The organism is Microbispora corallina, from assembly GCF_016863035.1.
In the GTDB taxonomy this organism is placed as follows: Bacteria; Actinomycetota; Actinomycetes; order Streptosporangiales; family Streptosporangiaceae; genus Microbispora; species Microbispora corallina.
Map to the genome: position 1 here is coordinate 293,966 of NZ_BOOC01000002.1, position 24,862 is coordinate 318,827.

Here is a 24,862-nt window from a genome sequence, read left to right on the forward strand (position 1 = left end):
GTCCGTACTATGGCCACCCTGAACGGACGATCCGTATAGGGGTGGACCCATGCCTCTGACGCTGCGCGAGCTGCTCTCCTTCGACGTGCTGCGGGAGGCCCGGCCGGAGGTGCTCGCCGGCGAGGGGGCGCTGGACCGGGTGGTGCGCTGGGTCCACTCCAGCGAGATCTACGAGATCGGCCCGCTGCTCACGGGCGGGGAGCTCCTCCTCACGACCGGCCTCGGGCTGGCCGGCACCGACGCGGGGGCCCGCCGCCACTACCTGCGGGAGATCGCCGCCCGCGGCGTCGCGGGGGTGGCCCTGGAGCTCGGCCGCACGTTCCCCGAGACGCCGCGCGAGCTGGTCGAGGAGGCCCGCCGCCAGGACCTGCCGTTCGTCGCCCTGCACGCGGTGGTGCCGTTCATCCGGATCACCGAGCACGTCAACACGCTGATCGTCGACTACGCCGGCAGGCAGCTGCGGCTCGGCGACTCGGCCACCCGGGCCCTGAACGAGGCGCTGATCGCCGGAGCCGGCGTGGCGGGCGTGCTGGCGACGGGCATGGAGGTGATCGGCGCGCCGCTCGTGCTGCTGTCGGCCGGCGGCGCGCTGGTCGCGGCGCACGGGGTGGCCGGCGACCGGGACGCCTGGCGGGCGGCCGAGCACGCCGTCTGCGCGTCCCCGGTCACCCTGCACGGGCAGCCGTGGGGACGGCTCGTCGCCGGACCCGGGTCCGCGCTGCGGGCCGACGAGCTCGCCATCGCGCTGGAGCGCACGGCCGTGGCGCTCGCGCTGGCCATGCTCCGCACCGGCAGCCCGCCGAGCGAGCGCGACCGCCAGGCCTCCGCGCTGCTGCGCGACCTGATCGAGGGCACGGCCGAGGCCGACCCCGCCGTACGGGCCGTCATCGCGGGCTTCCACCCCGGCCCCGGCCACATGCTGGTGGGGGTCGCGGTGGACGCGGTGGAGACGGCCGCGGCCGTGGCCGTGATCGACCGGGCGGCGCACATCCTGCACACGACGGCCCTGCGCGGCCGGGTCGCCCGGCTCGTGCTGGGCGCGCTGGCCGTGCCGAGGGCCGTCGCGGACGCGGTCGGGGCGGCCGCGCAGGCGCTGGAGGAGGGGCTGAAGCGGCTGGGCGCGCCGGAGCTCCGGGTCGCCGTGGGCCACCCCACCGCGGACCTCGGCGAGCTGGGCGGCTCGCTGCGCGACGCCCGGGCCGCCCTCGGGCTGCGGCGCGGCAGGAGCCTCGTCACGGCCCGCGCGCTCGCGCTGGAGCTGGAGCTCACCCGGCATGGCGACGCGCGGCACGCCGCGGAGGTGGCCCGCCGCACGCTCGGCCCGCTGCTGGACTGGGACGCCGCCCACCGCACCGACCTCGTGGGCACGCTGGAGGTGTTCCTGCTGCACGGGTGCAGCGCGACGCGGGCCTCGGCCGTGCTGCACCTCGGGCGGCAGACGTTCTACCAGCGGCTGCAGCGCATCGAGGCGCTGCTGGGCTACCCGGTGACCGACCCCGACGCGCACGCCGCGCTGCTGCTGGCCACCGCCGCCCACCGGACGACCGCCCGCCGCGACGCGACCCCCTGACCGCGCCGACATCCGCCCGGACCGCGCCGGCACCAGCCTTGACGGTGGGCCGCCTCGGTCGCGGGCGGCGCTACTCGCCGCCGCGCAGGTCGGCGAGCAGGCCAGGCAGTTCGTCGGGCTTCACCAGCACCTCACGGGCCTTGGAGCCCTCGCTCGGGCCGACCACGTTGCGGCTCTCGAGCAGGTCCATCAGCCGCCCGGCCTTCGCGAAGCCCACCCGGAGCTTGCGCTGGAGCATCGAGGTCGAGCCGAACTGGGTCGACACGATCAGCTCGGCCGCCTGCACCAGCAGGTCGAGGTCGTCGCCGATCTCCTCGTCGATCTCCCGCTTCGCCGCGGCCGGCGCGGCCACGTCGTCGCGGTACTCGGCCTGCATCTGCGCCTTGCAGTGGGCGACGACGTCGGCGATCTCCTTCTCGGAGATGAACGCGTTCTGCAGGCGCATCGGCTTGCTGGCGCCCATCGGCAGGAACAGCGAGTCGCCCTGCCCGACCAGCTTCTCCGCGCCCGGCTGGTCGAGGATGACCCGCGAGTCGGCGAGCGAGGAGGTCGCGAACGCCAGCCGTGACGGCACGTTGGCCTTGATGAGGCCGGTGACCACGTCGACCGACGGCCGCTGGGTGGCGATGACGAGGTGGATGCCGGCGGCGCGGGCGAGCTGGGTGATGCGGACGATCGAGTCCTCGACGTCCCGGGGGGCGACCATCATCAGGTCGGCCAGCTCGTCGACGATCACCAGCAGGTACGGGTACGGCTGGTAGACCCGCTCACTCCCGGGCGGGGGCACGAGCTTGCCCGCCCGCACGGCCTTATTGAAGTCGTCGACGTGCCGGAAGCCGCTGGCCGCCAGGTCGTCGTACCGGCGGTCCATCTCCCCCACGACCCATTCGAGGGCCTCCGCGGCCTTCTTCGGGTTGGTGATGATCGGCGTGATCAGGTGGGGGATGCCCTCGTACGTGGTGAGCTCGACCCGCTTGGGGTCGACCAGCACCATGCGCACCTCGTCGGGCGTGGCCCGCATGAGGATCGAGGAGATCAAGCCGTTGATGCAGGTCGACTTGCCCGCGCCGGTGGCGCCCGCGATCAGGATGTGCGGCATCTTGGCCAGGTTGGCCACGATCGTGCGGCCCTCGACGTCCTTGCCGAGGCCCACGATCATCGGGTGGTGGTCGGCCTGGGCGACCTGGGACCGCAGCACGTCGCCGAGCGACACCAGGTCCTTGTCCGTGTTGGGGATCTCGACGCCGATCGCCGACTTGCCGGGGATCGGCGACAGGATCCGCACGTCGGCCGACTTCACGGCGTACGCGATGTTCTTGGTGAGCGCGGTGACCTTCTCGACCTTGACGGCCGGGCCCAGCTCGATCTCGTACCGCGTCACGGTCGGGCCCCGGGTGAAGCCGATCACCTGGGCGTCGATGCCGAACTGCTCCAGCACGCTGGTCAGCGCGTTCACCACGACCGTGTTGGCCTTGGTCTGCGGCTTGGGCTGGCTGCCGGGGCGCAGCAGCGTCAGGTCGGGCACCGTGTAGGGGCCCTCCTGGGCGGACAGCACAAGCTGCTCCACCTTGCGCGGCGCGGGGGTCGGCAGCGGGGGCTGCGGCGGCGTCTTCTGCGCCTCCGGCGCGGGCGGCTCGGCCTCGTCGTCGTCCACCAGGCCGGGGACGATCTCCGGCGAGTGGTCCTTCTCCGACAGCACCGGGGTGTCGTACGGCTTGACGTTGTCGCCGACCTCGCGCCCGCCGTCCGCCTGCTTCTTCTGCCGCTTCCGCGGCGCGGCGGGCCTGCCCGGCGACTCCTCCTCCGGCCGCTGGAAGAGCATGTGCTGGATCTCGGCCAGCCGCTCCGGGATGCGGTGCACCGGGGTGGCGGTGATCACGAGCAGGCCGAACCCGGACAGCAGCAGGAGCAGCGGGATCGTGATGAACGACGGCAGGATGCTCGACGGCGGGGCCGACACGATGAAGCCGATCATGCCGCCGGCCGCCGACACCTTGTCCATGCCGTCGTTCGGCCCGCCCGACGGGTAGGGCGTGCCGTGGGCCACGTGGACGACCCCGAGGAGGCCGGCCAGCAGCGCGGTCCACCCGATGCTCATCCGGCCGGTCTCGGCGTTCTGCTCGGGGTGGCGCAGCAGCCGCCAGGCGAGCAGCGCGAGCAGCACGGGGACGGCCCACGTGAGCGACCCCACCGAGCCGCGCACGACGGCGTCGACGATCTGGGCGAGGCCGGTCTTCGTCTCCCGCCAGGTGATGGCCGCCACCACGACGGCCCCCGCCAGCACGGCCAGCCCGGCCCCGTCGCGGCGGTGGGCCGGGTCGAGGTCCCGCGCCCCCTGCCCGAGCGCGCGGGCGGCCCCGCCGATGCCGTGGGCGAGCAGCAGCCACAGCCCGATGACGAGCTTGCCGATCATGAGGAAGACCCAGCTGATCGGGTCCTGTCCGGTGGCGACGGGCCGCCGGGCGGCCGATCGCGGCGCGGGCCTGCCGCGGGAGCCCGCGGCGGGTCGCTTCGCGGAAGCCGTACGGGACCCGGCGCGGGGCGTGGGGCGCTTGCCGGACCCCTGTCCGGACGTACGGGTGGCCATGATGCCGAAGTTACCCCGGAGGAACCGAGATGTCCGGGAGAAACGCCGTACGCCGAGGACGCGACCGGTGGAGGAGGGCCGGCCCGGCTCGGCGTCGCCAGGGCAGGGTCCGCCGGGGGACGTCAGTAGGCGCGGCGCTGCCGCAGGGCCGACCGTTCGATGCGCTCGCGGGCCTCAAGCAGGCAGGCCGCGATGTCCTTCTCCCGCTCGGCCGTGAGGCGAGGGATCGGCACCGAGCAGCTGATCGCGTCGCGCGGCGGGTCGGTGATGTGCAGGGCCACGCCGAAGCAGCGCAGGCCCTCGGTGTTCTCCTCGCGGTCGACGGCGTAGCCGCGCTTGCGCACCCGGCGCAGGTCGGCGAGGAGCTGGTCGGGGTCGACGATCGTGTGCCGGGTCAGGGACGGCAGGTCGGCGGGGAGCATGCCGCGCACCTCCGCCTCGTCGCGGGAGGCGAGGATCGCCTTGCCGAGCGAGGTGGTGCTGGCGGGCAGACGGCGCCCGACGCGGGAGAACGGCCGCAGGTAGTGGCGGGAGGCCCGGGTGGCCAGGTAGACCACGTCGAAGTGGTCGAGCCTGGCCAGGTGGACGGTCTCGCCCGTGGCCTCGGCCAGCCAGTCGAGGGCGTCGCGGGCGAGCTGGACAACGGGGTCGCCGTCGATGTAGGTGGCGCCGACGAGCAGGGCCCGCATGCCGATGCGGTAGAGCGTTCCCGTCACGTCGGTCTCGATCCAGCCGAGGTCGACCAGCGTGCGCAGCAGCGCGTGCAGGCTGCTCTTCGGGTAGCCGAGCTTGCCCTGCAGGTCGGTGAGGCTGTGCAGGCCCGGATACTGCGCGAAGAAGTCGAGCAGTTCGACCGTACGCAGCGCCGACTTCACGTGCGGCACGGGTTCCGCCATGTGGCACCTCCCTGACCCCCATGTCCGCCTCCTATTGTGGGCCGGTTTCCCAGCCGGCGACGCTCCGGGCGGCGATGTGATCGGGATCGAGATCACACGATCGACCGCAAGGTCTCCTGACCCCTCCGTGGCCGTACGGCGGGCCCGGCCGGCCCGCCGTACGGTCCCGGCCGTCAGAGCACGAGCCGGCCGTCGACGCGGCGGGGGACGCCGAGGGGGTTGTCGTCGCGCAGCTCGGGCGGGAGCAGCTCGGCCGGCCAGTCCTGGTAGGCGACCGGGGTGAGCCAGCGCCTGATGGACACGGCGCCCACCGAGGTGTGGGCCGGCGTGGTGGTGGCGGGCCACGGGCCGCCGTGGTGCATGGCCCAGCAGACGGCGACGCCGGTCGGCCAGCCGTTCCAGATGAGGCGCCCGGCCAGGCGCCGCAGGGAGGGCACCAGGTCGCGGGCCTCCTCCGCGTCCGACGCGTGCACGGTCGCGGTCAGCGACCCGGGCAGCCGGTCGAGCACGGCGGGCAGGCCGGCCGCGTCCCGGTAGCGGACGACGACGGCGGCCGGGCCGAAGCACTCCTCCCCCAGCTCGGGCAGGCCGCCGGCGAACGCGTCGAGCCCGGTGGAGAACACCCGCGGCGTCACCGCGTCCTCCTCCTCGCCCGCCGTGCCGCTCGCCAGGACGGCCAGGCCGCCCTCGCCCGTGCGGTCGTCCAGCCGTCCGACGCCACGAAGGTAGCCCTCACGGATCTTGGCCGTGAGCATCCGGCCGCCGGCGGTCGCGGCCACGGCCGCGCCGATGGCCCGGTCGAACCCGCCCTCCTCCGGCACGAACACCAGGCCGGGGTTGGTGCAGAACTGGCCGACGCCCAGCGTCAGCGAGGCGGCGAACCCGGAGGCGACCGCGGCCGGGTCGGCCGACGGCAGCACCACCACGGGGTTCACGCTGCCCAGCTCGCCGTAGAAGGGGATGGGCACCGGGCGCTCGTCGATCATCCGCTGGACGGCCCGGCCGCCCGCGATCGACCCGGTGAAGCCCACCGCGGTCACGAGCGGGTGCCGGACCAGCGCGCCGCCCGCCTCGAAGCCGTGCACCAGCCCGAGCAGGTCGGGGTCCGGCAGCGCCTGCCGTACGACGGCGGCGGTCAGGTCGGAGGTCTCCGGGTGGCCCTCGTGGGCCTTCACCACGACCGGGCACCCGACGGCGAGCGCCGACACCGTGTCGCCGCCGGCGACGGAGAAGGCGAACGGGAAGTTGCTCGCCGAGAAGACGCCCACGACGCCGAGGGGCTGGTTCACCCGGCGCACGTCCGGCCGTGGAGGCGTGGCGTGGGGGTCGGGGTGGTCGATGACGGCGTCGAGGTGGGCGCCGTCCCTGAGCACCTCGGCGAACAGCCGGAACTGCGCCGCGGTGCGGGCGATCTCGCCGCGCAGCCGCACCTCGCCGAGGTGGGTCTCGGCGTGCGCCGCCGGCCACAGCTCCTCGGCGTGCTTGAGCAGCGCGTCGCCCACGCCCTCGAGCACCCGCGCCCGCTCCTCGGCGGGCGTGGCCCGCCAGCGCGCCCCGGCGGCCGCGGCCCGCTCGACGGCCTCGTTCACGTCCGCGTGGCCGGTCATCTCAGCGCTCCCGGGTGAGGTTGTCGACGTCGAGCTCGGGACCGCAGAACGAGCCGCCGACCAGCGTGTGGGGCGGCGCGGACAGGTCGGGCTCGCCGTGCCGGGCGATCAGGTCCCGCGCGAAGACCTCGGCGTCGTCCCGGGGCTCGTAGCCGATGGCCCGGCCCTCCTCCAGCGACCACCACCGCCGGGTGTTGGCCGACACGCCCCAGACCACGTGGTAGCCGTCCGCCGCCACGGCGGCCTCGACGAGCCGGGCGCAGTCGTCGGGGGACAGCCAGGTGGCCAGCATCCGGGGGTCCCTCGGGCGCTCGAAGCACGAGCCGATCCGCAGGCACGTCACGGCCATGCCGTACCGGTCGTGGTACAGCGAGCCGAGGGCCTCCTTGGTGACCTTGCTGACGCCGTAGAAGGTGTCCGGGCGGGGGAACAGGTAGTCGCCCGCCTCGTCCGTCCGGGGGTGGAAGCCCACCGCGTGGTTGCTGCTCGCCAGCACCACATGCGGCACCCCGGCCCTGCGGGCCGACTCCAGGACGACGTACGTGCCGTTGATGTTGACGTCGAGGATCTCGGCCCAGGGGCGCTCGACGCTGTGCCCGCCGAGGTGCACCACCGCGTCGACGCCGTCCATGGCCTTGGCCATCGCGTCCTGGTCGGTGATGTCGGCGGTGACCGCCTCCTCGCCGGGGCCCGGCTCGACGGGCGCGACGTCGAGCAGGCGCAGGACCCGCCCTTCGCGGGCGAGCCGCGGCCGCAGCAGGGTGCCCACGCCGCCCGCGGCGCCGGTCATGAGAATTCGCATGTGTCTCCCGTCAGACATCGGCCCGGGGGCCGTGTTCCGTCCGTCTTCCCGCTACCCGTCCGTGGTCACGTCCGCGTTCCCGCCGGCGCCCCAGTCACCCGCCGCCTCCGCCCGTCGCGCAGACCTTGACACCGTTCGGACCGATTCTTACAGTTGCGGCAGGCTGTTCACAATGCTGACTCTTGTTCACATACTTGAATCCTGACAGGACGCCGCCCACCGCCCCCGACTCCGTGTTCTCCCTGCGCCCTCGTGACCGGCCCGGGCCGCCGGTGCGGCGACGGGCTAAACAAGATTGAGTGGATACATGCGTCTCGAAGGTGTTCTGTTCTTTCCGGTGACCCCGTTCAGGGCGGACGGCACGCTCGACGAGGACGCCCTGCGCGTCCACGTCGAGCGCGGCGTGAGCGCGGGGGCCGGCGGGGTGTTCGCGGCCTGCGGCACGGGTGAGTTCAACGCGCTCGGGCTCGACGAGTACGAGCGGGTGGTGCGGATCTCGGTCGAGGCGACCGCCGGCCGGGTTCCCGTCTTCTCGGGGGCGGGCGGCGCGCTGCCGTTCGCCCGCGCGTGCGCCGAGACCGCCGAGCGGGCGGGCGCGGACGGCCTGCTGCTGCTCCCGCCGTACCTGGTGACCGCCCCGCCGACCGGCCTGGTGCGCTACTTCACCGAGGTGGCCGGCGCGACCGGGCTCTCCTCGATCGTCTACCAGCGCGGCAACGCCCGGTTCACCCCCGAGGCCGCCGCCGCCCTGGCCGCGCTGCCGAACGTCATGGGGTTCAAGGACGGTCTCGGCGACCTCGACCTCCTCCAGCGGATCATCCTCGCCGTACGGGAGTCGACCGACCGGGAGTTCACGTTCTTCAACGGGCTGCCCACGGCCGAGATGACCGTGCAGGCCTACCGGGGGATCGGCGTCCAGCTGTACTCCTCGGCCGTCTTCTGCTTCGTGCCCGAGGTGGCCCTCGCCTTCCACAAGGCCGTCACGGCGGGCGACGACGACCTGGCCCGGCGGCTGCTCGCCGGGTTCTACCGGCCGCTCGTCGAACTGCGCGACCTCGTGCCCGGGTACGCCGTGGCCCTCATCAAGGCCGGCGTGACCCTGCGCGGCCTCGACGCCGGAGTGGTGCGGCCGCCCCTGCTGGACGCCGCGCCCGAGCACGTCGAGCGGCTGCGGCAGATCATGGACCGGGGGCTGGAGATCGTCGGATGCTGATTCGCGAGATCACCGTCACCCCGGTCGCGTTCCGGGACCCGCCGCTGCTCAACGCCGCCGGCGTCCACCAGCCCTGGGCTCTGCGCACCGTCGTCGAGGTCGTCACCGACGAGGGCCTGACCGGCCTCGGCGAGACCTACGGCGACCTCGACCACCTGGACGAGGTGAGAAGGGCCGCCACCGCCCTCGTGGGCCTCGACGTCTACCGCCACAACGACCTGTACGCCGCGGTGGCGAGGTCGGTCGGGGACGCGGTCGTGACCGACCGGCACGGGCTCATCGGCGCCGCCACGCGGGAGAAGACGGTCGACCGGGTGTTCTCGCCGTTCGAGGTGGCCTGCCTCGACATCAAGGGCAAGGCCGCCGGCCGTCCCGTCGTCGACCTCCTCGGCGGCAGGGTCAGGGACGCCGTCCCCTACAGCGCGTACCTCTTCTACAAGTGGGCCGGCCACCCCGGCGAGGCCGAGGACGCGTTCGGCGCTGCGCTCGACCCCGAGGGGCTGGTCGAGCAGGCCCGCCTGTTCGTCGACCGGTACGGCTTCCGCTCCATCAAGCTGAAGGGCGGGGTCCTGCCGCCGATGGAGGAGGCCGACGGCATCCGGGCGCTGCGGGACGCGTTCCCCGGCCACCCGCTGCGCCTCGACCCCAACGCGGTCTGGAGCGTGGAGACCTCGATCGAGGTGGGCCGGGCCCTCGACGGCGTCCTCGAGTACCTGGAGGACCCCACCGAGGGCATCGACGGCATGGCCCGGGTCGCGGCCGAGGCGCCGATGCCGCTGGCCACCAACATGTGCGTGGTCACCCCCGGGCACCTGGCCCCGGCGATCGAGCGCCGCGCCATCGGCGTGCTGCTGATCGACCACCACTACTGGGGCGGGCTGCTGCGCTCCTCGCACATCGCGACGCTCTGCGCCACGTTCGGCATCGAGCTGTCGATGCACTCGAACTCGCATCTCGGGATCAGCCTGGCGGCGATGACCCACCTCGCCGCCGCCACGCCCGCCATCACGCACGCCTGCGACACCCACACGCCGTGGCAGGCCGGGCAGGACGTGGTCGCGCCCGGCGCGCTGCGGTTCGTCGACGGCGCGGTCCCCGTGCCGGACGGCCCTGGCCTCGGCGTGGAGCTCGACCGGGACGCCCTGGCCGTCATGAACGAGCAGTACGAGAAGTGCGGCATCCGGGCGCGCGACGACGCGACGTACATGCGGGCCTTCGAGCCGTCGTTCTCCACCCGGAGGCCACGCTGGTGAACGTCGTCTACGCCTACCCCTGGGACCTCGTCGGGGACCCGGGGGCCACCGCCCGGCTGCGGTCGCTCGGCGTGGACGCCGTGGCGCTGGCCGCGTCGTACCACACGACGCGGGCCGCGACCCCCGCGCATCCGGCCCACCGGCTCGTGGACGCACAGCACTCCGCGTGCTACGTCCCGGTGCGGGAGGAGGCGTGGAAGGGCGCCCGGCTCGTGCCGGCCACGCCCTCCTGGATGGCGTCCGGCGATCCGTTCGGCGAGGCCGGGGACGCCCTGCGCGCCGCCGGCCTGCCGGTTCACGCGTGGACCGTGCTCACCCACAACACCCTGCTCGGCTCGGCCTGCCCGGACCTCGTCGTCACGAACGCCTTCGGCGAGCCCTACCCGTACGCGCTGTGCCCGGCCCACGAGGAGGTGCGCGACTACTGCCGGACGCTGGTGCGGGAGATCGTCGAGCTGGGCGAGCCGGACGGGCTGATCCTGGAGGCCTGCGGAGCGCTCGGCTTCCGGCACGGCGGCCACCACGAGAAGACCGACGGCGCCGACTGGTCTGCCGCGCAGGTCGCGCTGCTGTCGCTGTGCTTCTGCGCGGCCTGCGCGCGCCGGTACGAGTCAGCGGATCTCGACGCGGCGGACCTGCGGGCGCGGGTGCGGGCGGGCGTCGACGGCTCCCCCGCCTCGGTGGAGGACGCGCTCGGGGAGGTCGCGGACGCCGTGCGCGACCTGCGGACCGGCCTCGCGGGCGAGCTGCGCGACCTGCTGCTGGCCCAGGCCCGCTCGTCGCGGCCCGGCATGCCGGTCGCCCTGCACGCGAGCGCCGACCCCTGGGCCACCGGCCCGTTCGCCACCGTCCCCGCCGGGGTGGACGCCGACCTGCTCGTCGGCAACTGCTGGAACGCCCCGGAGGTGGACGAGGCCGGCCTGCGGGCGCTCGCCGCGCTCGGCCCGCGCGTCGGGGCGTACGTCCTCGCCCTGCCGCCGCGCCCGGCGGACGGGGCGGCGCTGTCGTGGCTCGCCGACGCCTACCGGGCGGCGGGGGCGGCGGAGATCCACTGGTACCACGGCGGCCTCGCGTCGGCCGCCCGGCTGGACGCCATCCGCGCGGCCGTCCTCCGGTGAGGGACAATCGGGGGCATGCGTGTCGGCATCCTCGGCCCCACTGAGGCGCGTCCCGACGGCGTCCGCCCGGTCGCGGCCGGCGGCCCGGGGCTGCGGGCGCTGCTCGCCCTGCTGGCCCTCGGAGCCGGCCGGACGGTCGCGGTCGAGCGGCTGATCGACGGCCTGTACGGCGACGAGCCGCCCACCGGGGGCGTCAACGCGCTCCAGGCCCAGGTCTCGCGGCTGCGCCGGCACCTCGGCGACCTCGTGGTGCGGGAGCCCGCGGGCTACCGGCTGGCCGTGGAGCCCGACGACGTCGACGCGTCCAGGTTCGAGCGGCTCGCCGCCGAGGGACGGCGGGCGCTGGCGGCGGGAGACCAGGCCACCGCCGCCGCCCTCCTCCGGGACGCGCTCGGCCTGTGGCGCGGGCCCGCGCTCGCCGACGTGACGGACGCGCCGTTCGCCGCCGCGCAGGCGGCCCGGCTGGAGGATCTGCGGCTCGCGGCCGCCGAGGACCTCGCCGAGGCGGGGCTCGCGCTCGGCCGCCACGCCGACCTCCTCGCGGAGCTGCGCGAGCGGGTCGCCGCCCACCCGTTGCGCGAGCGGTCCCGGGGTCAGCTCATGCGCGCGCTGTACGCCGCGGGGCACCAGGCGGAGGCGCTGGCCGTCTTCGAGGACGGACGCCGCATGCTCGCCGACGAGCTGGGCGCCGACCCCTCACCCGAGCTGGCGGCCGTCCACCTCGCCGTGCTGCGCGGCGACCCGGCCCTGTCCCCCTCCCCCGCCCGCGTCTGCCTGCCGGCGCAGCTCACGCCCCTCGTGGGCCGCGACGCCGACCTCGACCGGATCGCGTCCCTGCTCGCCGGGTCGCGGCTGGTGACGCTGACCGGCCCGGGCGGCACGGGGAAGACCAGGCTGGCCGCCGAGGCCGCCGCCCGCCGCCCCGGCGACGTCTTCTTCGTGGAGCTGGCGGCGCTGGGCGACGGCGCCGACGTCCCGCACGCCGTCCTCGGCGCGCTCGGCCTGCGCGAGGGCGGCCTGCCCGCCGGGCCGGGACCGGGACGGCCGGCCGTCCCCGCCGACCCGGCCGCCAGGCTGGTCGCGGCCCTGTCCGCCCGGCCCGCCCTGCTGGTGCTCGACAACTGTGAACACGTCGTCGAGGACGTCGCGCGGCTGGCCGACCGGCTGCTCGGGGCCTGCCCGTCGCTGCGGGTGCTGGCGACCAGCCGCGAGGCGCTCGGCATCACCGGGGAGCGGCTGCACCCGGTGCCGCCCCTGGATCTCCCGCCCGCCGGCGCGCCCGTGGAGGCGGCGCTCGCCTCCCCCGCCGTACAACTGTTCGCCGACCGGGCCCGCGCCGTACGGCCGGACTTCCTGCTGGACGCCGGGGACGGAGACGACGCCGTGGTCCGCGACGTGGTGAGCGTCTGCAGGGCCCTCGACGGGCTGCCGCTCGCGATCGAGCTGGCCGCCGCCCGGATGCGCTCGCTGCCCGTCGGGGAGATCGCCTCCCGCCTCGGCTCGCTGGCCGGCCCCTTCTCGGTGCTGTCGCGGGGCAGCCGCACGGCCCAGCCGCGGCACCGCACGCTGCGCGCGGTCGTGGAGTGGAGCTGGGACCTGCTCGACGAGACCGAGCGGACGCTGGCGCGGCGGCTCACCGTCTTCGCGGGCGGGGCGACGCTGGAGGCCGCGGAGGCGGTGTGCGGGCTCCCGGACACCGACGGCGTGCTCGCCTCGCTGGTCGACAAGTCCCTCGTCGAGGCGGTGGACGGCCGCTACCGGATGCTGGAGACGATCCGGGCCTTCTGCGCCGGACGGCTGGCCGAGGCGGGCGAGGAGAAGCGGTTCCGGCACGCCCACCGGGCCTACGTCCTCGACCTCGGACGGGCCGCCGACCCCCGGCTGCGCGGGCCGGAGCAGGTCGAGTGGCTGCGGCGGCTGAACGCCGAGCACGACAACCTGCACGCGGCGGTGCGCCGCGCGGCCGAGGACGGCGACGTCGAGGGCGGGCTGCGGCTGATGGCGGCCACGCTCGGCTACTGGATGCTGCGCGGCCTGCGCTCGGAGGCCGCCGGGCTCGCCGAGGCCCTGCTCGCGGTCGCCGGGCCGCGGCCGCCCGCCGGGCTGGAAGAGGAGCACGGCCTGTGCGCCTGCGTGGCCGCCTGGGGATCCAGGGGGACGGCGGTGGGGGCGTGGCTGGCGGAGGCGGTCGAGCGGCTGGACGCCGATCCGGGGATGCCGCGCCAGCCGTTCCTGCTGGTACTGCGGGCCATGGTGGCGGGCCCACCGGAGCGGGAGGCGCTGCGGGAGCTGGAGCACAGGTACGCGCTGATGACGGCCGACCCCTGGACCCGGGCGCTCAGCGCCTTCGGCCTGAGCTACCTCAAGCTGTTCGACGGCCGCCTGGTGGAGGCCGAGGACACCGTCAACGCGGCCGTGCGGGAGGCCCGGGCGGTCGGCGACCGCTGGCTGACCGCGATGATGCTGTCCGCCCTGGCGGACATCGCCGACTGGCGCGACGACCACGCCCTGGTCGTGGCCCTGACCGACGAGGCGCTCGACCTGGTCGAGGTGCTCGGGGCGACCAGCGACGTGGCCGAGACGCTGTGCCGCCGCGGCGCCGCCCGCACGCGGATGGGCGCGGTGGCGGAGGCTCGCGCCGACTACGAGCGCGCCGCCGCCCTCGCCCGGCGGATCGGCGCCTCCGAGATGCTCGCCGAGGCCCTGCTCGGGCTCGGCGAGCTGGCCCGGCTGCGCGGGGAGACAGCCGAGGCGCGGCGGCTGTACGAGAGCGCGCTCGCCGAGTGCACGGCCGAGTGGTTCGCCGCCGAGGAGACCCGGTCACGGGTCTACCTCGCGCTCGGCTGGGCCGCCCAGATGTCCGGCGACGCCGGCGAGGCGCTGGCGTGGCACCGGCGCGCGCTCACCACCGGCCTCGGCGAGCGCAACCTCGCCATGGCCGCCCGGGTGGCCGAGGGGTTCGCCGGGGTCGCGCTGCTGGAGGGCGACCCCGGCCGGGCGGCGGGGCTGCTCGGTGTGGGCGCCGCGCTGCGCGGCTCCCCGCGCCCGGACGACCCCGACATCCGCCGTGTCGCCTCCCAGTGCCTGGAGCGGATCGGCGAGGCCGCCTACGAGCGGGCGTACGGGCGGGCGCTGACCGCGACCGGCGCGCGCATGACGGGCGCCGCCGCCGCGGACGCCGGGCCGCCGGCGCTCGCCCTCATCGAGGGCCACCTGTCCGCCTTCGACGGCTGACCGGCCGGGCGGGCGTACGTCAGCGGACGGTGGGCGGGCCGTCAGCGGGGCCGCCGAGGCTGTGCCGCATGAACGACACCTCCCGCAAATGGAGCACCCTGGCCATCGCCTGCGTGTCCGTGCTCCTGCTGTCCGTCGACCTCACCGTGCTGCACCTCGCCCTCCCGAAGCTGGTCGAGGACCTCGCGCCGTCCGGCACCCAGTTCCTGTGGATCGCCGACATCTACGGCTTCGCCCTGGCCGCGCTGCTGGTCACCATGGGCAACCTGGGCGACCGGATCGGGCGCAAGCGGCTGCTGCTGGCCGGGACCGCCGCGTTCGGCGCGGCCTCCGCGCTGACGGCCTACGCCCCCACCCCGGAGCTCCTCATCGCGGCACGGGCGCTGCTCGGCGTCGCGGGCGCCACCATCATGCCCTCGACGCTGTCGCTGGTCCGCAACGTCTTCACCGACCCCAGGGAGCGGACCACCGCGGTCGGGATCTGGAGCAGCGTCTCGGCGGTGGGGTTCGCGCTCGGGCCGATCGTGGGTGGCGCACTGCTCGACCGCTTCTGGTGGGGCTCGGTCTTCCTCGTCAACCTGCCCGTGGTGGCGGTCGTCCTCGTCGCCGGGCTCGTCGTGCTGCCCGAGTCGCGCAACCCCCGTCCCGGCCGCCTCGACCTGGTCAGCGTGCCGTTGTCGGCCGCCGGCGTGCTCGGGCTCATCTACGCGCTGAAGGAGGGGGCCCAGGGCGGACTCGCCCAGACGCCGGTCGTCGTGTCCGGCCTCGTCGGGATCGCCGCCCTGCTGGCGTTCGTCCGGCGGCAGACGCGGCTGGCCGAGCCGCTCATCGACGTGCGGCTGTTCCGGCGGCGGGCCTTCTCCGCGTCGGTCGGCGCCGAACTGATCGCGGTGTTCGCCATGCTGGCCATGTCCGTGGTGTTCGCCCAGTACTTCCAGCTCGTGCTCGGCTGGACGCCGCTCGTCGCGGGCCTGGCCGGGATGCCGGGCGGCCTCGCCGGCGGCGCGGGCGGGGCGCTGGCCGGGACGCTCGTGCAGCGGTGGGGGCGCGCCCGCGTGGTCTCCCTGGGCCTGGCCCTCACAGCCGTCGGGTTCGTCCTGTTCAGCCGCATCGGCCTGGACACCGCGTACCCGTACATGCTGGTCGCCATGATCGTGCAGGGCGTGGGCATGGGGTTCACGTTCGCCGTCACCAACGACACGCTCCTCGCGTCCGTGCCGAAGGAGCGGGCCGGCGCGGCGGGGGCGATCTCGGAGACGGCCCATGAGATGGGCGGCGCGCTCGGCATCGCGGTCCTCGGCACGGTCCTGAACGGCGCCTACCGCGACGGCCTGCGCCTCCCTCCGGGGACGCCGGTCCCGGTGCGGGACGCCGCCCGCGACACGCTGGCCGGCGCGCTCAAGGGCGCCTCCACGCTGACCGGCGACGCCGCGGGGGCCGTCGCCACGGCCGCTCGAGAGGCGTTCGTGCACGCCCTCCACGTCACCGTGCTCACCGGGGCGGCCGTCCTGGTCTGCCTCGCGGCGGGCACGCTGGTCGCGCTGCGCGGCGTGCCGGCGGTCATCCCCGAGCGCGAGGAGCCCGCCGACGCCCCGGCCGCCGTCCGATGACCGTCACGTGACGAGCGACAGCCGGCGCGCGTGGGCGCGGCCGTCCGATGACCGTCACATGACGAGCGAGAGCCAGCGCGTGTGGGCGCCGCCGAACGGACCGGCCGCGGCGCCCACCGCCTCCATCAGCCAGGCGGCCGACCGCTCCGCCTGGCTGACGATGTCCTCCGGGTACCCGTACTTGACCTGGTGATCGGCGAACTCGTCCTCGTCGTCCAGGTGGACCCGGCCGTCAAGGAAGCGCAGCACGTCGAGGTCCAGGTCGACCATGGTGACCTCGTCGTCCGTCCACTGCGGCACCGTGCTGACGTCGCAGTAGATCTCCGGATCGTGCGGCCGCGCGTTGAAGGCCGCCGTCCACCACGCGTCCCGGGGGAAGAGCATGACCGACGCGAACTCGAAGACCGTGGGCGGCTCGTGCCCCCGCCGCGCGAGCATCCCGGCGGGGCAGCCGATCCAGACGCCGTGCTCGTCCTCGCCGAGCAGCCGGCCGGGGTGGTTCCAGTGCAGCGATCCGCCGTACTTGCGGTACACGACCCTCATCTCGGACACGGGCGGGACGCTATGTCACGCCCGTCTCCGAGCACAACCGGATATCCGCTAGACCTCGACGACCACCGGGATGATCATCGGGCGGCGGCGGTAGGTGTCGCTGACCCAGCGGCCCACCGTACGGCGGATGGTCCGGCGCAGTTGCAGGTCGTCGGCGACGCCCGCCGCGGCGACCTCCTGCAGGGCGGCCTCGATCTGCGGGATCACGGCGTCGAACGCCTCGGGGTCGATGCCCGATCCGCGCGCCGTGATCTCCGGCCCGCCCGTGAGCTTGCCGGTCGTGGAGTCGACGACCACGACGACCGAGATGAACCCCTCGTCGCCCAGGATCCGCCGGTCCTTGAGGGCCACGTCGGTGATGTCGCCGACCGAGGTGCCGTCCACGAACACGTAGCCGCACGGGACGGCGCCGGCGATCCGTGCCCGGCCGTCGACCAGGTCGACGACCACGCCGTCGTCGGCGATCACGATGTTCTCGTCCGGGACGCCGGTCAGCCCGGCCAGGCGGGCGTGCGCCCGCAGGTGCCGCCACTCCCCGTGCACCGGCATGAAGTTGGACGGCTTCGTGAGGTTGAGGACGTACAGCAGCTCGCCCGCGGCGGCGTGACCGGACACGTGCACCCGGGCGTTGCCCTTGTGGACGACGCGGGCGCCCCACCGGTTGAGGCCGTTGATGACCTTGTTGACCGCCGTCTCGTTGCCCGGGACCAGCGACGAGGCCAGCAGCACCGTGTCCCCGGCCGCGATGCGGATCGGGTGGTCGCGGTTGGCCATGCGCGACAGCGCCGCCATCGGCTCGCCCTGGGAGCCGGTGCAGATCAGCACCACGTCCTCCGGCGGCCACTCCTCGATCTCCCGGGAGTCGACCAGCAGGCCCGCCGGCACCTTCAGGTAGCCGAGGTCGCGCGCCACTCCCATGTTGCGCACCATCGAGCGGCCGATCAGCGCGACCTTGCGGCCGTGCTTCTCCGCCGCGTCCATGATCTGCTGCACGCGGTGGATGTGCGAGGCGAAGCTGGCGACGATGATCCGCTTGTCGGCCGTGCGGAAGACGTCGTCGATGACCGGCGCGATCTCGCGCTCGCTCGTGACGAATCCCGGCACCTCGGCGTTGGTCGAGTCCGACATGAGCAGGTCGACGCCCTCGGACCCCAGCCGCGCGAACGCCCCGAGGTCGGTCAGCCGCCCGTCCAGCGGAAGCTGGTCCATCTTGAAGTCGCCGGTGTGCAGCACGATTCCGGCGGGCGTGCGGATCGCCACCGCCAGCGCGTCCGGGATCGAGTGGTTGACCGAGACGAACTCGCAGTCGAACGGCCCGAACGCGCGCCGCTCCCCCTCGATCACCTCGACCTTGACCGGCTGGATCCGGTGCTCCGACAGCTTGCTCTCGATCAGCCCGAGCGTGAGCCGCGAGCCCACCAGCGGGATGTCGCGCCGCTCGCGCAGCAGGTACGGCACGGCGCCGATGTGGTCCTCGTGCGCGTGCGTGAGCACGACCGCCTCGATGTCGTCCAGCCGGCCCCGGATGTAGTCGAAGTCGGGCAGGATGAGATCGACGCCGGGCTGGTCGGGCTCGGGGAACAGCACGCCGCAGTCGACGACGAGCAGGCGGCCGTCGTACTCGAAGACCGCCATGTTGCGGCCGATCTCCCCCAGGCCGCCCAGGGCCACGATGCGCAGGCCGTTCTCCGCCAGTGGCGGGGGCGGTCCCAACTCGGGGTGCGGATGACTCATGCCCCCTCCTCGCCCGTCGGCCTGAGGCGGCGTGCCGTGTCGTCGCGTCGCTTACCGTTTGTCTGGCTCATTCGTCTCCATCTGTGTGCTAACTGTCGGCAAGTTTGAGACCTCCTGCGATGAGGTCCTCACGCAATGCGGCGATCTGCTCGCCGGTGGCGTCCACGAGCGGCGGCCGGACGTGTCCCGCGTCCTGGCCGGCCAGCCTCAGCGCCGCCTTCGTCATGATCGCGCCCTGGGTGCGGGTCATGATCGCCGTCACGACCGGGATCAGCTGACGGTGGACGGCCAGGGCGCCCGCCACGTCGCCGGAACGGTACATCTCGCCCATGGAGGCCAGCTCGGCGCCGGCCACGTGGCCCACCACGCTGACGAAGCCGGCCGCGCCGACCGAGAGCCAGGGCAGGTTCAGCAGGTCGTCGCCGGAGTAGAAGACGAGCTTCGAGGCCGTCATGACGTGGGAGCCGGCGAACAGGTCGCCCTTCGCGTCCTTCACCGCGACGACGCGGGGGTGCTCCGCGAGCCTCAGCAGCGTGTCGGTCGCGATCGGGACGCCGGAGCGCCCGGGGATGTCGTACAGCATCACCGGCAGCGCGGTCGCGTCGGCGACCGCGGTGAAGTGCCGGAACAGGCCCTCCTGCGGCGGCTTGTTGTAGTACGGGGTGACCACCAGGAGACCGTGCGCGCCCGCCCGCTCGGCGGCCCTGGCGAGCTCGACGCTGTGATGGGTGTCGTTGGTGCCCGCGCCGGCGACGACGACGGCTCGGTCGCCCACGGCCTCCACGACCGCCCTGAGGATGCGGTCCTTCTCGTCGTCACTGGTGGTCGGGGACTCCCCCGTCGTGCCGCTGACCACGAGCCCGTCGTTGCGCTGCTCGTCGACCAGATATACGGCCAGCCGCTGGACGCCCTCGTAGTCGACGGCGCCGTCAGAGGTGAACGGCGTGACCATGGCGGTCAGCATCCGGCCGAAGGGGGCGTCTGAGGTTCCGGTTGGCGATGCCATAGACGGAACGCTACCCGGATCCACGCGGCCGGTGGACCTCGCCACCCCGTTATGGCCGGTGGTTATGCCCGCGTCGCGACGACTGCCGGGATTGGGATGATCGCGCGGGTGCCGGAGAGGGGTCTCCGGCGATCACCGCCCTGCCCCGGACAGCGAAAGAGGCCGCCGATATGTGCTCGGGGGTACACACATCAGCGACCTCTATCCGAGAATCGCCGCGTCTTACGCCCGTGTTACACGCCGATGGGAAGAATTTTGCGGATAGCCCGAAGCGCGCCGCTCATCGGGCCTGACCTGTGATCAACCTCTCCCAGAGCGCCTCCATGCGCACCGTGATGAGTCGCTCGCTCTCATGGATGCTCGGGCCCTCGGCGTTCCGCACCGTCCTGCGGATGAACAGCAGCCCACCGGAGTGACACAGCTCATAGATGATCGGGACGCACTCGCAGGTGTGCCGCCGCACGCGGACCACGTCGCTGCGCCGGGTCGGGGACAGCCAGACGATCGGCTCGAAGCCACGCATCACGGGCGCGAGATGGAGCCCGTGATAGGGGGGCGGGAGCGGAATTTCAGCAGGTGACCGCGTAACGTCAGATTGGTCCATTTGCCGACCTTTCACCGCGCAAAGTTGGAGTCACAGGTAGCGGCCGTTACTCTCGGTTGCCCTCCGGATACGCCAAGATTGGGAAACCCTCGTCACCCCCCCGGGATGGATTGATGGCCAACTCTGATCCGGTCTACCTGCGTGTAGTCGAGGACCTTCGCCGCCAGATCGTCGACGGGACGCTCCCTCCAGGGGCGCCCATCCCGTCGCGGCATCAGATCACCAGGAAGTACAGCGTCGGTGAGACGGCCGCCCGTCACGCCCTGCGCGTGCTCGCCCAGGAGGGTCTGATCATCGGGCGGGTGGGGTCCGGGCACCGCGTGCGGGAGAGGCCGACCCTGCTCCCGCTGCACCGCACCCGCACCACCGAGCCGCTCGCGGCGTTCGCCGCGGACGTGCAGTCCGGGGGACGGCACCCCACGTGCACATGGCGCAGCGAGCTCGCCGACGCGCCGCCCGAGATCGCGCAGCGCCTGCGGGTCAGCGAGTGGAGCCCGGTGATCCGGGTCCGCTCTGTCCTCCGCGGCGACGGCCGCCCGCTGCAGCTCCTCACGTCGTACGAGCCGGTCGAGTTCGGCCAGAGCCAGGCGCCGGAGGAGGGCTCGGGCGAGCGCAGGAGCGCCGCCTTCCGGCTCGCGGCCGGCGGCACGCCGATCACCGAGATCGGCGAGACGGTCCACGTCCGCGTGCCGCAGCCGACCGAGAGCGACCTGCTGGAGCTGCCCGCCGGCGTGCAGGTGCTCCACGTGGAGCGCACCTACTGGGCCGGCGACCGCGCCGTCGAGACGACCGACGCGGTGATCCCTGGCGACAGGTTCCGCCTGGTCTACGGCATTCCCGTCTCCCTCTGACTGTCGGTGCCCGCTGGTACAACCGATCCGGTTGTCCCATCCGGAGGTGCCGATGCGCGTGAAGGATCTGCCCGAGGCCGACCAGCCGCGCGAGCGGCTCCTGGCGTCCGGCGCCGCGGCGCTGGCCGACCGCGAGCTGCTCGCCCTGCTGCTCGGCTCGGGCAGCAGGGGCGTCAGCGCCGTGGAGCTCGCCTCCAAGGTCATCGCGCACTGCGGCGACCTCGGGGAGCTCTCCCGGGCGGAGGCCCACCGGCTCCTCGCCGTGCCGGGCGTCGGCCCGGCCAAGGCCGCCCGGGTCGCCGCGGCGTTCCATCTCGTCCGGCGCGCCCAGGCCGAGCCCGGGCGCAGCCGCATCACGTGCTCGGCCGACATCGCCGCGGCGGCCGCGCCCCTCCTGCACGGGCACCCGAGGGAACGGCTCGTGGTGGTGGTCTGCGACGCCCGCGGCGCCGTGCTCCGCCGCGCCCTCGTCAGCGAGGGCGGGAGCGACCACACTCCAGCACCTGTCCGCGACATCGTCACCACCGTCCTCGTCTCCGGCGGTGCCGCCTTCGGCCTCGCCCACAACCACCCGAGCGGTTCGCTCGATCCCAGCGCCGCCGACCTCGAGGTCACGGCCCTCCTCCACGAGGCCGCGGAGACCGTCGGCCTGAGGTTCCTCGACCACGTGATCGTCACCGACACCGCCTGGCGCCGGATCCCCTGACCTCTCTCCCGAATGCTCGTCTGCATAATACGTCTAGTTGTATCGCTCCGTCTAGTGCAAACATAACGCCCAATCAGGCATAGTCGCCCATCTATGCTCGTTATCGGTCGCCTATGGTGCGATCGTGCTCGACCATGACGGTGACACTCACCTGTATGTGCAGATCGCGGAGTTCATCCGCGAGCGCATCCAGCGCGGCGACCTTCTCCCGGGACATCCGATTCCCAGCGAGGCCGCGATCCAGAGCGAGTTCGGGGTGGCCCGCACGACGGCCCGGCGCGCCTTCCACATGCTGCGGGAGGAAGGGCTCATCTACACGGTGCAGGGCGAGGGCACGTTCGTCGGCTCCCCGGACGCGGCCCCGAGAGAGCCGCGCACGACGCCGATGTACCGCAAGATCGCCGAGGACCTCGCCGGCCGGATCCGGGGTGGAGAGCTTCTCCCCCGCCGCGCCGTTCCCAGCGAGACGGCCCTCGTCCAGCAGTACGAGGTGGCCCGGGAAACCGCCCGGAAGGCGATCGCCCTCCTCCGGGAGCAGGGCTGGGTCTACACCGTTCCCCAGCGCGGCACCTTCGTCTCCCCCGAGGAGAACTGGCCCGCGAGTTGACGGTTCGCCTCGTCTAGTCGTCTCGCCTTGTCTACGGTGGGCTCATGCTCGATCGCGAGGGGCCCGTACCGCTCTACAAACAGATCGCCGAGACCATCGGGGAACAGATCCGCCGGGGAGATCTGGCCGACGGAGACCCGGTTCCGAGCGAGGCGGAACTGGAGACCGGCTACGGCGTCGCCCGCACGACGGCGCGGCGGGTCGCCCGCGAACTACGGGACCTCGGCCTCGTACGCACGGTTCCGGGCGAAGGCACCTTCGTCGGCAGAGGGCCGATCCGCCGGGCCCGCCGGAGGATCCCCGCCCACGAGCGGATCAGCCTGGAGATCACCGAGCGCATCCGGCGCCAGGAGCTCAAACCGAACCGGCCCATACCCAGCGAGAAGTCGCTCATGCAGCAGTACGGAGTGGCCAAGGTGACCGTCCGGCAGGCCGTGGCGTCCCTGCGCGCCCAGGGCTGGGTCTTCACCGTCCCGCAGCGCGGAAGCTACGTGTCACCTGAGGAGAGGTGGCCGACCGGCTGACCCGGTCGGGTGCCGGCTGACACAATCCGAATCTTGTGGACCCGCATCTGGCTCACGTCGTCCGACATCGCGGGGGTCGCCCGCGCGTGCGCGCGGAAACGGTACGCCGAGGCCCGGTCCTCGCTGTGGCCGATGGCCCGCGCTGATCCCTCCGGCCCGGTCCCCGTCCTCCTCGGGGCGCTGGTCGACGTGCGCGAGGGCCGGCACGCCGGCGCACGGGAGCGGATCTCGCGCGGCGAGTCCCTGCTCCGCCCCGTCGACCTGTTCCGCGCCAGCCAGTCTTCGCGGTCATGGGTGAGACGACCCGCGCGCGGCTGTACGGCCTGCGCGCGGCACGGGCGGAGGAGGGCGGGTGGCGGGTCCAGGCCTGGTGCGCCACCCTTCTCACCCCGTGGTCCCCCCCTGGCGATCGCCGCGGCGCGGCGCGCCGTCGCGCTCGCCCCGGACCGGCCGGAGGCGCATCTGGTCCTGGGCGCCGCCCTGCATACTTCGGCGCCGCTTCCCGCCCCCACCCGCCGCGCCGAGACCGTCGCCGTCCTCGAACGCGCCCTCGACCTCGCTCCGGCGAACCGGCGGACGCAGGACCTACTGGCCCGGGCCCGGATGCCGAGGAGACGTCGCCTCCTCCGCCGCCTCCGCTGGACCCTGCTCGGCGTCGGAGTGGTCGCCGCGCTGGGCGCGATCGGCGCAGCACCGCGGCCCGCACACCGCCCCGGCGGTGCGCGGTCCTCACCCGGCTGACGACCGGCCGGCGGCGGGACGATCGTGCCTGTCCTCGCCCTCGCCGCCGTCCCGGCCGGTGCGGCGCTCGCGGCCGCCGGTGCCTGGTGGATCGGCTGGCCGGCTGCTCGGCGCTGCGCCGAGGCGAGCGTGCTGCTGCGGGTCTTCGCCCTGCTGGCCGTCGCCGTCGTCGCGCTCACCGTCGTCCTCGCCGAGGATGTCTCCCTGAGCACCGGCTGGTGGAACGCCGTGTGCGCCGGCCTCGTCTGCTGGGCCGTCGGCGGCGGCATCCTGGCGCTGGCCCGGGCTCAGCGCGCCGGCGGGATCACTCCTCGCCGGAGAAGCGTTCCCAGGCGGACTGGCGGGTCATGTCGAGGGCGGCGCCGATCCTGGCCCAGGTGACGCCCCGGTCCCGGAGGCGTTCGACCCAGACCCGCAGATTGGCCTCGACCTGCGCGCTCACCGCGGCGACCTTGGGGAGGAACTCGAGGATCTCCTCGTCGGACATGCTCTCCGCCCAGGGGATCTCGGGAGGCGGGGGAGGCTGCGTGGAGAGGACCTCGCTCATGATGTCGTTGCACAGGGCCACGCACATGTCGCAGATGAAGACACCGGGCCCGGCGATCATCTTGGTGACCTCGGTCTTCGGTTTCGAGCAGAACGAGCAGCGGATGTCCTGCTCGGCGGTGGAGGGGGCGGGCATGTGTTCTCCGGAGGTATCGCGTCAGGCGTTTCCTGACAGAGTGTGCCGCGTAAGGCGCTCCCTGACAAGCCTCCTCTACATAGGTAGTGTGCCCAGATCTACATAGGTAGTACGGTGGAGGCATGAAACCGCTCTCGCGGATCACCTCGGCCACCGTCGACGTCCTCGACGTGCTCCTGCAGAGCCAGGAGCCCCGCTGGGGGCTGGAGATCATCAAGGCGACCGGCAGGGCCTCCGGGACCGTCTACCCCATTCTCGACCGCCTGGAGCGCAGCGGATGGGTGGTCTCCATGTGGGAGGCCGACTCCGAGCGCAGGGGGCCGCGCAGGCGGCTCTACCAGCTCACGGGCGACGCCGTTCCGGCCGCCCGGCGCGCGTGCGGCGCGCGCGACGCCGCCCGGGCCCCCGTCCGCCGTACGCTGCCGCAGCCCGGGACGTGACGTGAACCCCATCATCCGCGGGACGATCCTGGTGGCGGCCGCGGCCCTGCCCCGGCCCGGGCAGCGCGAGCGCTACCGCGAGCAGTGGCTCGCGGACGCCGTGGGCGCGGCCGAGCTGGGGATGAGCGGCCTGTCCGTCGCCCTCGGCGCCCTGAGGGCCGCCGTCGCGATGAACCTCACGGCGGGCGCCGCCCCGGCGCTGGGGCTCGCGGTCGTCCTCGTGATCGGCGGGATCCGCCTCGCGCTGACGCGGGAGGACTGGATCCCTGGCGCGGCCACGGCGCTGGCCGGCGTCGCGCTGCCGTTCCTCCTGATGATCATCCGCAGGTTCGGCCGGCCGTACGGACTCGGAGACTGGCGCGACCTGTTCGACCTGCGCAGGTCGGCCCTGTCGCGGCGTGGACCGTCGAGTGGCGGCCGGCGGGCCTGGATCGCCTCACTGGTCTTCGGCAGCCTGGTCCTCGTCACGGTGAGCGCCACGCTGCTCCTGCACACGTGGGGCATCTGAACCGTCACCGAGGCCCC

22 protein-coding genes are annotated in these 24,862 nt (G+C 73.9%); 13 read left to right on the forward strand and 9 right to left on the reverse strand.

The window, feature by feature from the left end:
* The first annotated feature begins 49 nt into the window (after positions 1-49).
* A complete protein-coding gene (locus Mco01_RS03540; protein ID WP_204055430.1) occupies positions 50-1,570 on the forward strand; it encodes a PucR family transcriptional regulator in 1,521 nt (506 codons plus the stop codon).
* A 70-nt stretch (positions 1,571-1,640) separates the two neighbouring features.
* On the opposite strand, the gene Mco01_RS03545 is transcribed toward Mco01_RS03540, so the two are convergent.
* From Mco01_RS03545 to Mco01_RS03560, 4 genes are all read right to left on the reverse strand, one after another.
* Positions 1,641-4,157 carry a DNA translocase FtsK gene (locus Mco01_RS03545; RefSeq protein WP_204055431.1) on the reverse strand — a complete coding sequence of 839 codons (2,517 nt, stop codon included), beginning with the start codon at positions 4,155-4,157 and terminating at the stop codon, positions 1,641-1,643.
* Between the two features lie 122 nt (positions 4,158-4,279).
* The gene (locus tag Mco01_RS03550; RefSeq protein WP_036322409.1) at positions 4,280-5,053 is read right to left on the reverse strand and encodes an IclR family transcriptional regulator; all 774 of its coding nucleotides are present in this window, start codon (positions 5,051-5,053) and stop codon (positions 4,280-4,282) included.
* A 173-nt stretch (positions 5,054-5,226) separates the two neighbouring features.
* Positions 5,227-6,660, reverse strand: coding sequence for an aldehyde dehydrogenase (NADP(+)) (locus Mco01_RS03555; protein WP_204055432.1), 1,434 nt, complete (start codon positions 6,658-6,660; stop codon positions 5,227-5,229).
* Position 6,661: 1 nt separating this feature from the next.
* On the reverse strand, positions 6,662-7,462 hold the full coding sequence (locus tag Mco01_RS03560) for an NAD-dependent epimerase/dehydratase family protein (protein WP_239103307.1): 801 nt from the start codon (positions 7,460-7,462) through the stop codon (positions 6,662-6,664).
* 307 nt (positions 7,463-7,769) lie between these two features.
* Here Mco01_RS03560 and Mco01_RS03565 point away from each other — a divergent pair, with 307 nt between their 5' ends.
* The 5 genes from Mco01_RS03565 to Mco01_RS03585 all read left to right on the forward strand — a co-directional run bounded on the left by Mco01_RS03565 (position 7,770) and on the right by Mco01_RS03585 (position 15,890).
* On the forward strand, positions 7,770-8,675 hold the full coding sequence (locus Mco01_RS03565; protein WP_204055433.1) for a 5-dehydro-4-deoxyglucarate dehydratase: 906 nt from the start codon (positions 7,770-7,772) through the stop codon (positions 8,673-8,675).
* Entirely contained in the window at positions 8,669-9,928 is a 1,260-nt protein-coding gene (locus tag Mco01_RS03570; RefSeq protein WP_204055434.1) for a glucarate dehydratase family protein, read from the forward strand. Before Mco01_RS03565 ends, Mco01_RS03570 begins: the two co-directional genes overlap by 7 nt.
* Complete coding sequence (locus tag Mco01_RS03575; protein WP_204055435.1) at positions 9,925-11,046, forward strand: hypothetical protein; 1,122 nt, start codon at positions 9,925-9,927, stop codon at positions 11,044-11,046. The genes Mco01_RS03570 and Mco01_RS03575 overlap by 4 nt, the downstream gene beginning before the upstream one ends.
* Before the next feature lie 15 nt (positions 11,047-11,061).
* Entirely contained in the window at positions 11,062-14,280 is a 3,219-nt protein-coding gene (locus Mco01_RS03580) for an ATP-binding protein (protein ID WP_204055436.1), read from the forward strand.
* 68 nt (positions 14,281-14,348) lie between these two features.
* On the forward strand, positions 14,349-15,890 hold the full coding sequence (locus tag Mco01_RS03585; RefSeq protein ID WP_204055437.1) for a DHA2 family efflux MFS transporter permease subunit: 1,542 nt from the start codon (positions 14,349-14,351) through the stop codon (positions 15,888-15,890).
* Positions 15,891-15,944: 54 nt separating this feature from the next.
* On the opposite strand, the gene Mco01_RS03590 is transcribed toward Mco01_RS03585, so the two are convergent.
* The 4 genes from Mco01_RS03590 to Mco01_RS03605 form a co-directional block, all read right to left on the reverse strand.
* Positions 15,945-16,433 (reverse strand): ribonuclease FAU-1 family protein, encoded by a 489-nt coding sequence (locus Mco01_RS03590; protein WP_204055549.1) that lies wholly within the window; start codon positions 16,431-16,433, stop codon positions 15,945-15,947.
* Positions 16,434-16,490: 57 nt separating this feature from the next.
* Positions 16,491-18,176 (reverse strand): ribonuclease J, encoded by a 1,686-nt coding sequence (locus Mco01_RS03595; RefSeq protein WP_204055438.1) that lies wholly within the window; start codon positions 18,174-18,176, stop codon positions 16,491-16,493.
* Between the two features lie 88 nt (positions 18,177-18,264).
* A complete protein-coding gene (gene dapA, locus Mco01_RS03600) occupies positions 18,265-19,182 on the reverse strand; it encodes a 4-hydroxy-tetrahydrodipicolinate synthase (protein ID WP_204055439.1) in 918 nt (305 codons plus the stop codon).
* A gap of 280 nt (positions 19,183-19,462) precedes the next feature.
* The gene (locus tag Mco01_RS03605; protein WP_204055440.1) at positions 19,463-19,705 is read right to left on the reverse strand and encodes a hypothetical protein; all 243 of its coding nucleotides are present in this window, start codon (positions 19,703-19,705) and stop codon (positions 19,463-19,465) included.
* A gap of 194 nt (positions 19,706-19,899) precedes the next feature.
* Between Mco01_RS03605 and Mco01_RS03610 the strand changes: the two genes are divergently transcribed.
* The 5 genes from Mco01_RS03610 to Mco01_RS03630 all read left to right on the forward strand — a co-directional run bounded on the left by Mco01_RS03610 (position 19,900) and on the right by Mco01_RS03630 (position 23,215).
* Positions 19,900-20,637, forward strand: a complete 738-nt coding sequence (locus Mco01_RS03610) for a GntR family transcriptional regulator (protein ID WP_204055441.1) — start codon at positions 19,900-19,902, stop codon at positions 20,635-20,637.
* Between the two features lie 52 nt (positions 20,638-20,689).
* Positions 20,690-21,343: a JAB domain-containing protein gene (locus Mco01_RS03615; RefSeq protein ID WP_036322436.1), complete on the forward strand. Its 654-nt coding sequence runs from the start codon at positions 20,690-20,692 to the stop codon at positions 21,341-21,343.
* Positions 21,344-21,467: 124 nt separating this feature from the next.
* Positions 21,468-21,950 (forward strand): GntR family transcriptional regulator, encoded by a 483-nt coding sequence (locus Mco01_RS03620; protein ID WP_204055442.1) that lies wholly within the window; start codon positions 21,468-21,470, stop codon positions 21,948-21,950.
* Between the two features lie 44 nt (positions 21,951-21,994).
* Positions 21,995-22,474: a GntR family transcriptional regulator gene (locus tag Mco01_RS03625; protein ID WP_204055443.1), complete on the forward strand. Its 480-nt coding sequence runs from the start codon at positions 21,995-21,997 to the stop codon at positions 22,472-22,474.
* A 33-nt stretch (positions 22,475-22,507) separates the two neighbouring features.
* Positions 22,508-23,215, forward strand: coding sequence for a hypothetical protein (locus Mco01_RS03630; protein WP_204055444.1), 708 nt, complete (start codon positions 22,508-22,510; stop codon positions 23,213-23,215).
* A gap of 304 nt (positions 23,216-23,519) precedes the next feature.
* Here Mco01_RS03630 and Mco01_RS39710 read toward each other — a convergent pair whose 3' ends face one another.
* Positions 23,520-23,897 (reverse strand): ClpX C4-type zinc finger protein, encoded by a 378-nt coding sequence (locus Mco01_RS39710; RefSeq protein ID WP_204055445.1) that lies wholly within the window; start codon positions 23,895-23,897, stop codon positions 23,520-23,522.
* Positions 23,898-24,019: 122 nt separating this feature from the next.
* On the opposite strand from Mco01_RS39710, the gene Mco01_RS03640 reads away from it, so the two are divergent.
* Both Mco01_RS03640 and Mco01_RS03645 read left to right on the forward strand, forming a co-directional pair.
* The gene (locus Mco01_RS03640) at positions 24,020-24,337 is read left to right on the forward strand and encodes a PadR family transcriptional regulator (protein WP_036322443.1); all 318 of its coding nucleotides are present in this window, start codon (positions 24,020-24,022) and stop codon (positions 24,335-24,337) included.
* A gap of 1 nt (position 24,338) precedes the next feature.
* Positions 24,339-24,845, forward strand: coding sequence for a hypothetical protein (locus Mco01_RS03645; protein ID WP_204055446.1), 507 nt, complete (start codon positions 24,339-24,341; stop codon positions 24,843-24,845).
* Positions 24,846-24,862: the final 17 nt, after the last annotated feature.

What these genes read in the sequence shown, in the direction of transcription:
- Mco01_RS39710 (WP_204055445.1), bottom strand. Translation starts at nt 23,897, where the DNA reads ATGCCCGCCCCCTCCACCGCCGAGCAGGACATCCGCTGCTCGTTCTGC.
- Mco01_RS03615 (WP_036322436.1), top strand. Translation starts at nt 20,690, where the DNA reads ATGCGCGTGAAGGATCTGCCCGAGGCCGACCAGCCGCGCGAGCGGCTC.
- Mco01_RS03640 (WP_036322443.1), top strand. Translation starts at nt 24,020, where the DNA reads ATGAAACCGCTCTCGCGGATCACCTCGGCCACCGTCGACGTCCTCGAC.
- Mco01_RS03590 (WP_204055549.1), bottom strand. Translation starts at nt 16,433, where the DNA reads ATGAGGGTCGTGTACCGCAAGTACGGCGGATCGCTGCACTGGAACCAC.
- Mco01_RS03545 (WP_204055431.1), bottom strand. Translation starts at nt 4,157, where the DNA reads ATGGCCACCCGTACGTCCGGACAGGGGTCCGGCAAGCGCCCCACGCCC.
- Mco01_RS03550 (WP_036322409.1), bottom strand. Translation starts at nt 5,053, where the DNA reads ATGGCGGAACCCGTGCCGCACGTGAAGTCGGCGCTGCGTACGGTCGAA.
- Mco01_RS03585 (WP_204055437.1), top strand. Translation starts at nt 14,349, where the DNA reads ATGAACGACACCTCCCGCAAATGGAGCACCCTGGCCATCGCCTGCGTG.
- Mco01_RS03605 (WP_204055440.1), bottom strand. Translation starts at nt 19,705, where the DNA reads ATGCGTGGCTTCGAGCCGATCGTCTGGCTGTCCCCGACCCGGCGCAGC.
- Mco01_RS03625 (WP_204055443.1), top strand. Translation starts at nt 21,995, where the DNA reads ATGCTCGATCGCGAGGGGCCCGTACCGCTCTACAAACAGATCGCCGAG.
- Mco01_RS03555 (WP_204055432.1), bottom strand. Translation starts at nt 6,660, where the DNA reads ATGACCGGCCACGCGGACGTGAACGAGGCCGTCGAGCGGGCCGCGGCC.
- dapA (WP_204055439.1), bottom strand. Translation starts at nt 19,182, where the DNA reads ATGGCATCGCCAACCGGAACCTCAGACGCCCCCTTCGGCCGGATGCTG.
- Mco01_RS03595 (WP_204055438.1), bottom strand. Translation starts at nt 18,176, where the DNA reads ATGAGTCATCCGCACCCCGAGTTGGGACCGCCCCCGCCACTGGCGGAG.
- Mco01_RS03570 (WP_204055434.1), top strand. Translation starts at nt 8,669, where the DNA reads ATGCTGATTCGCGAGATCACCGTCACCCCGGTCGCGTTCCGGGACCCG.
- Mco01_RS03560 (WP_239103307.1), bottom strand. Translation starts at nt 7,462, where the DNA reads ATGCGAATTCTCATGACCGGCGCCGCGGGCGGCGTGGGCACCCTGCTG.
- Mco01_RS03540 (WP_204055430.1), top strand. Translation starts at nt 50, where the DNA reads ATGCCTCTGACGCTGCGCGAGCTGCTCTCCTTCGACGTGCTGCGGGAG.
- Mco01_RS03580 (WP_204055436.1), top strand. Translation starts at nt 11,062, where the DNA reads ATGCGTGTCGGCATCCTCGGCCCCACTGAGGCGCGTCCCGACGGCGTC.
- Mco01_RS03610 (WP_204055441.1), top strand. Translation starts at nt 19,900, where the DNA reads ATGGCCAACTCTGATCCGGTCTACCTGCGTGTAGTCGAGGACCTTCGC.
- Mco01_RS03565 (WP_204055433.1), top strand. Translation starts at nt 7,770, where the DNA reads ATGCGTCTCGAAGGTGTTCTGTTCTTTCCGGTGACCCCGTTCAGGGCG.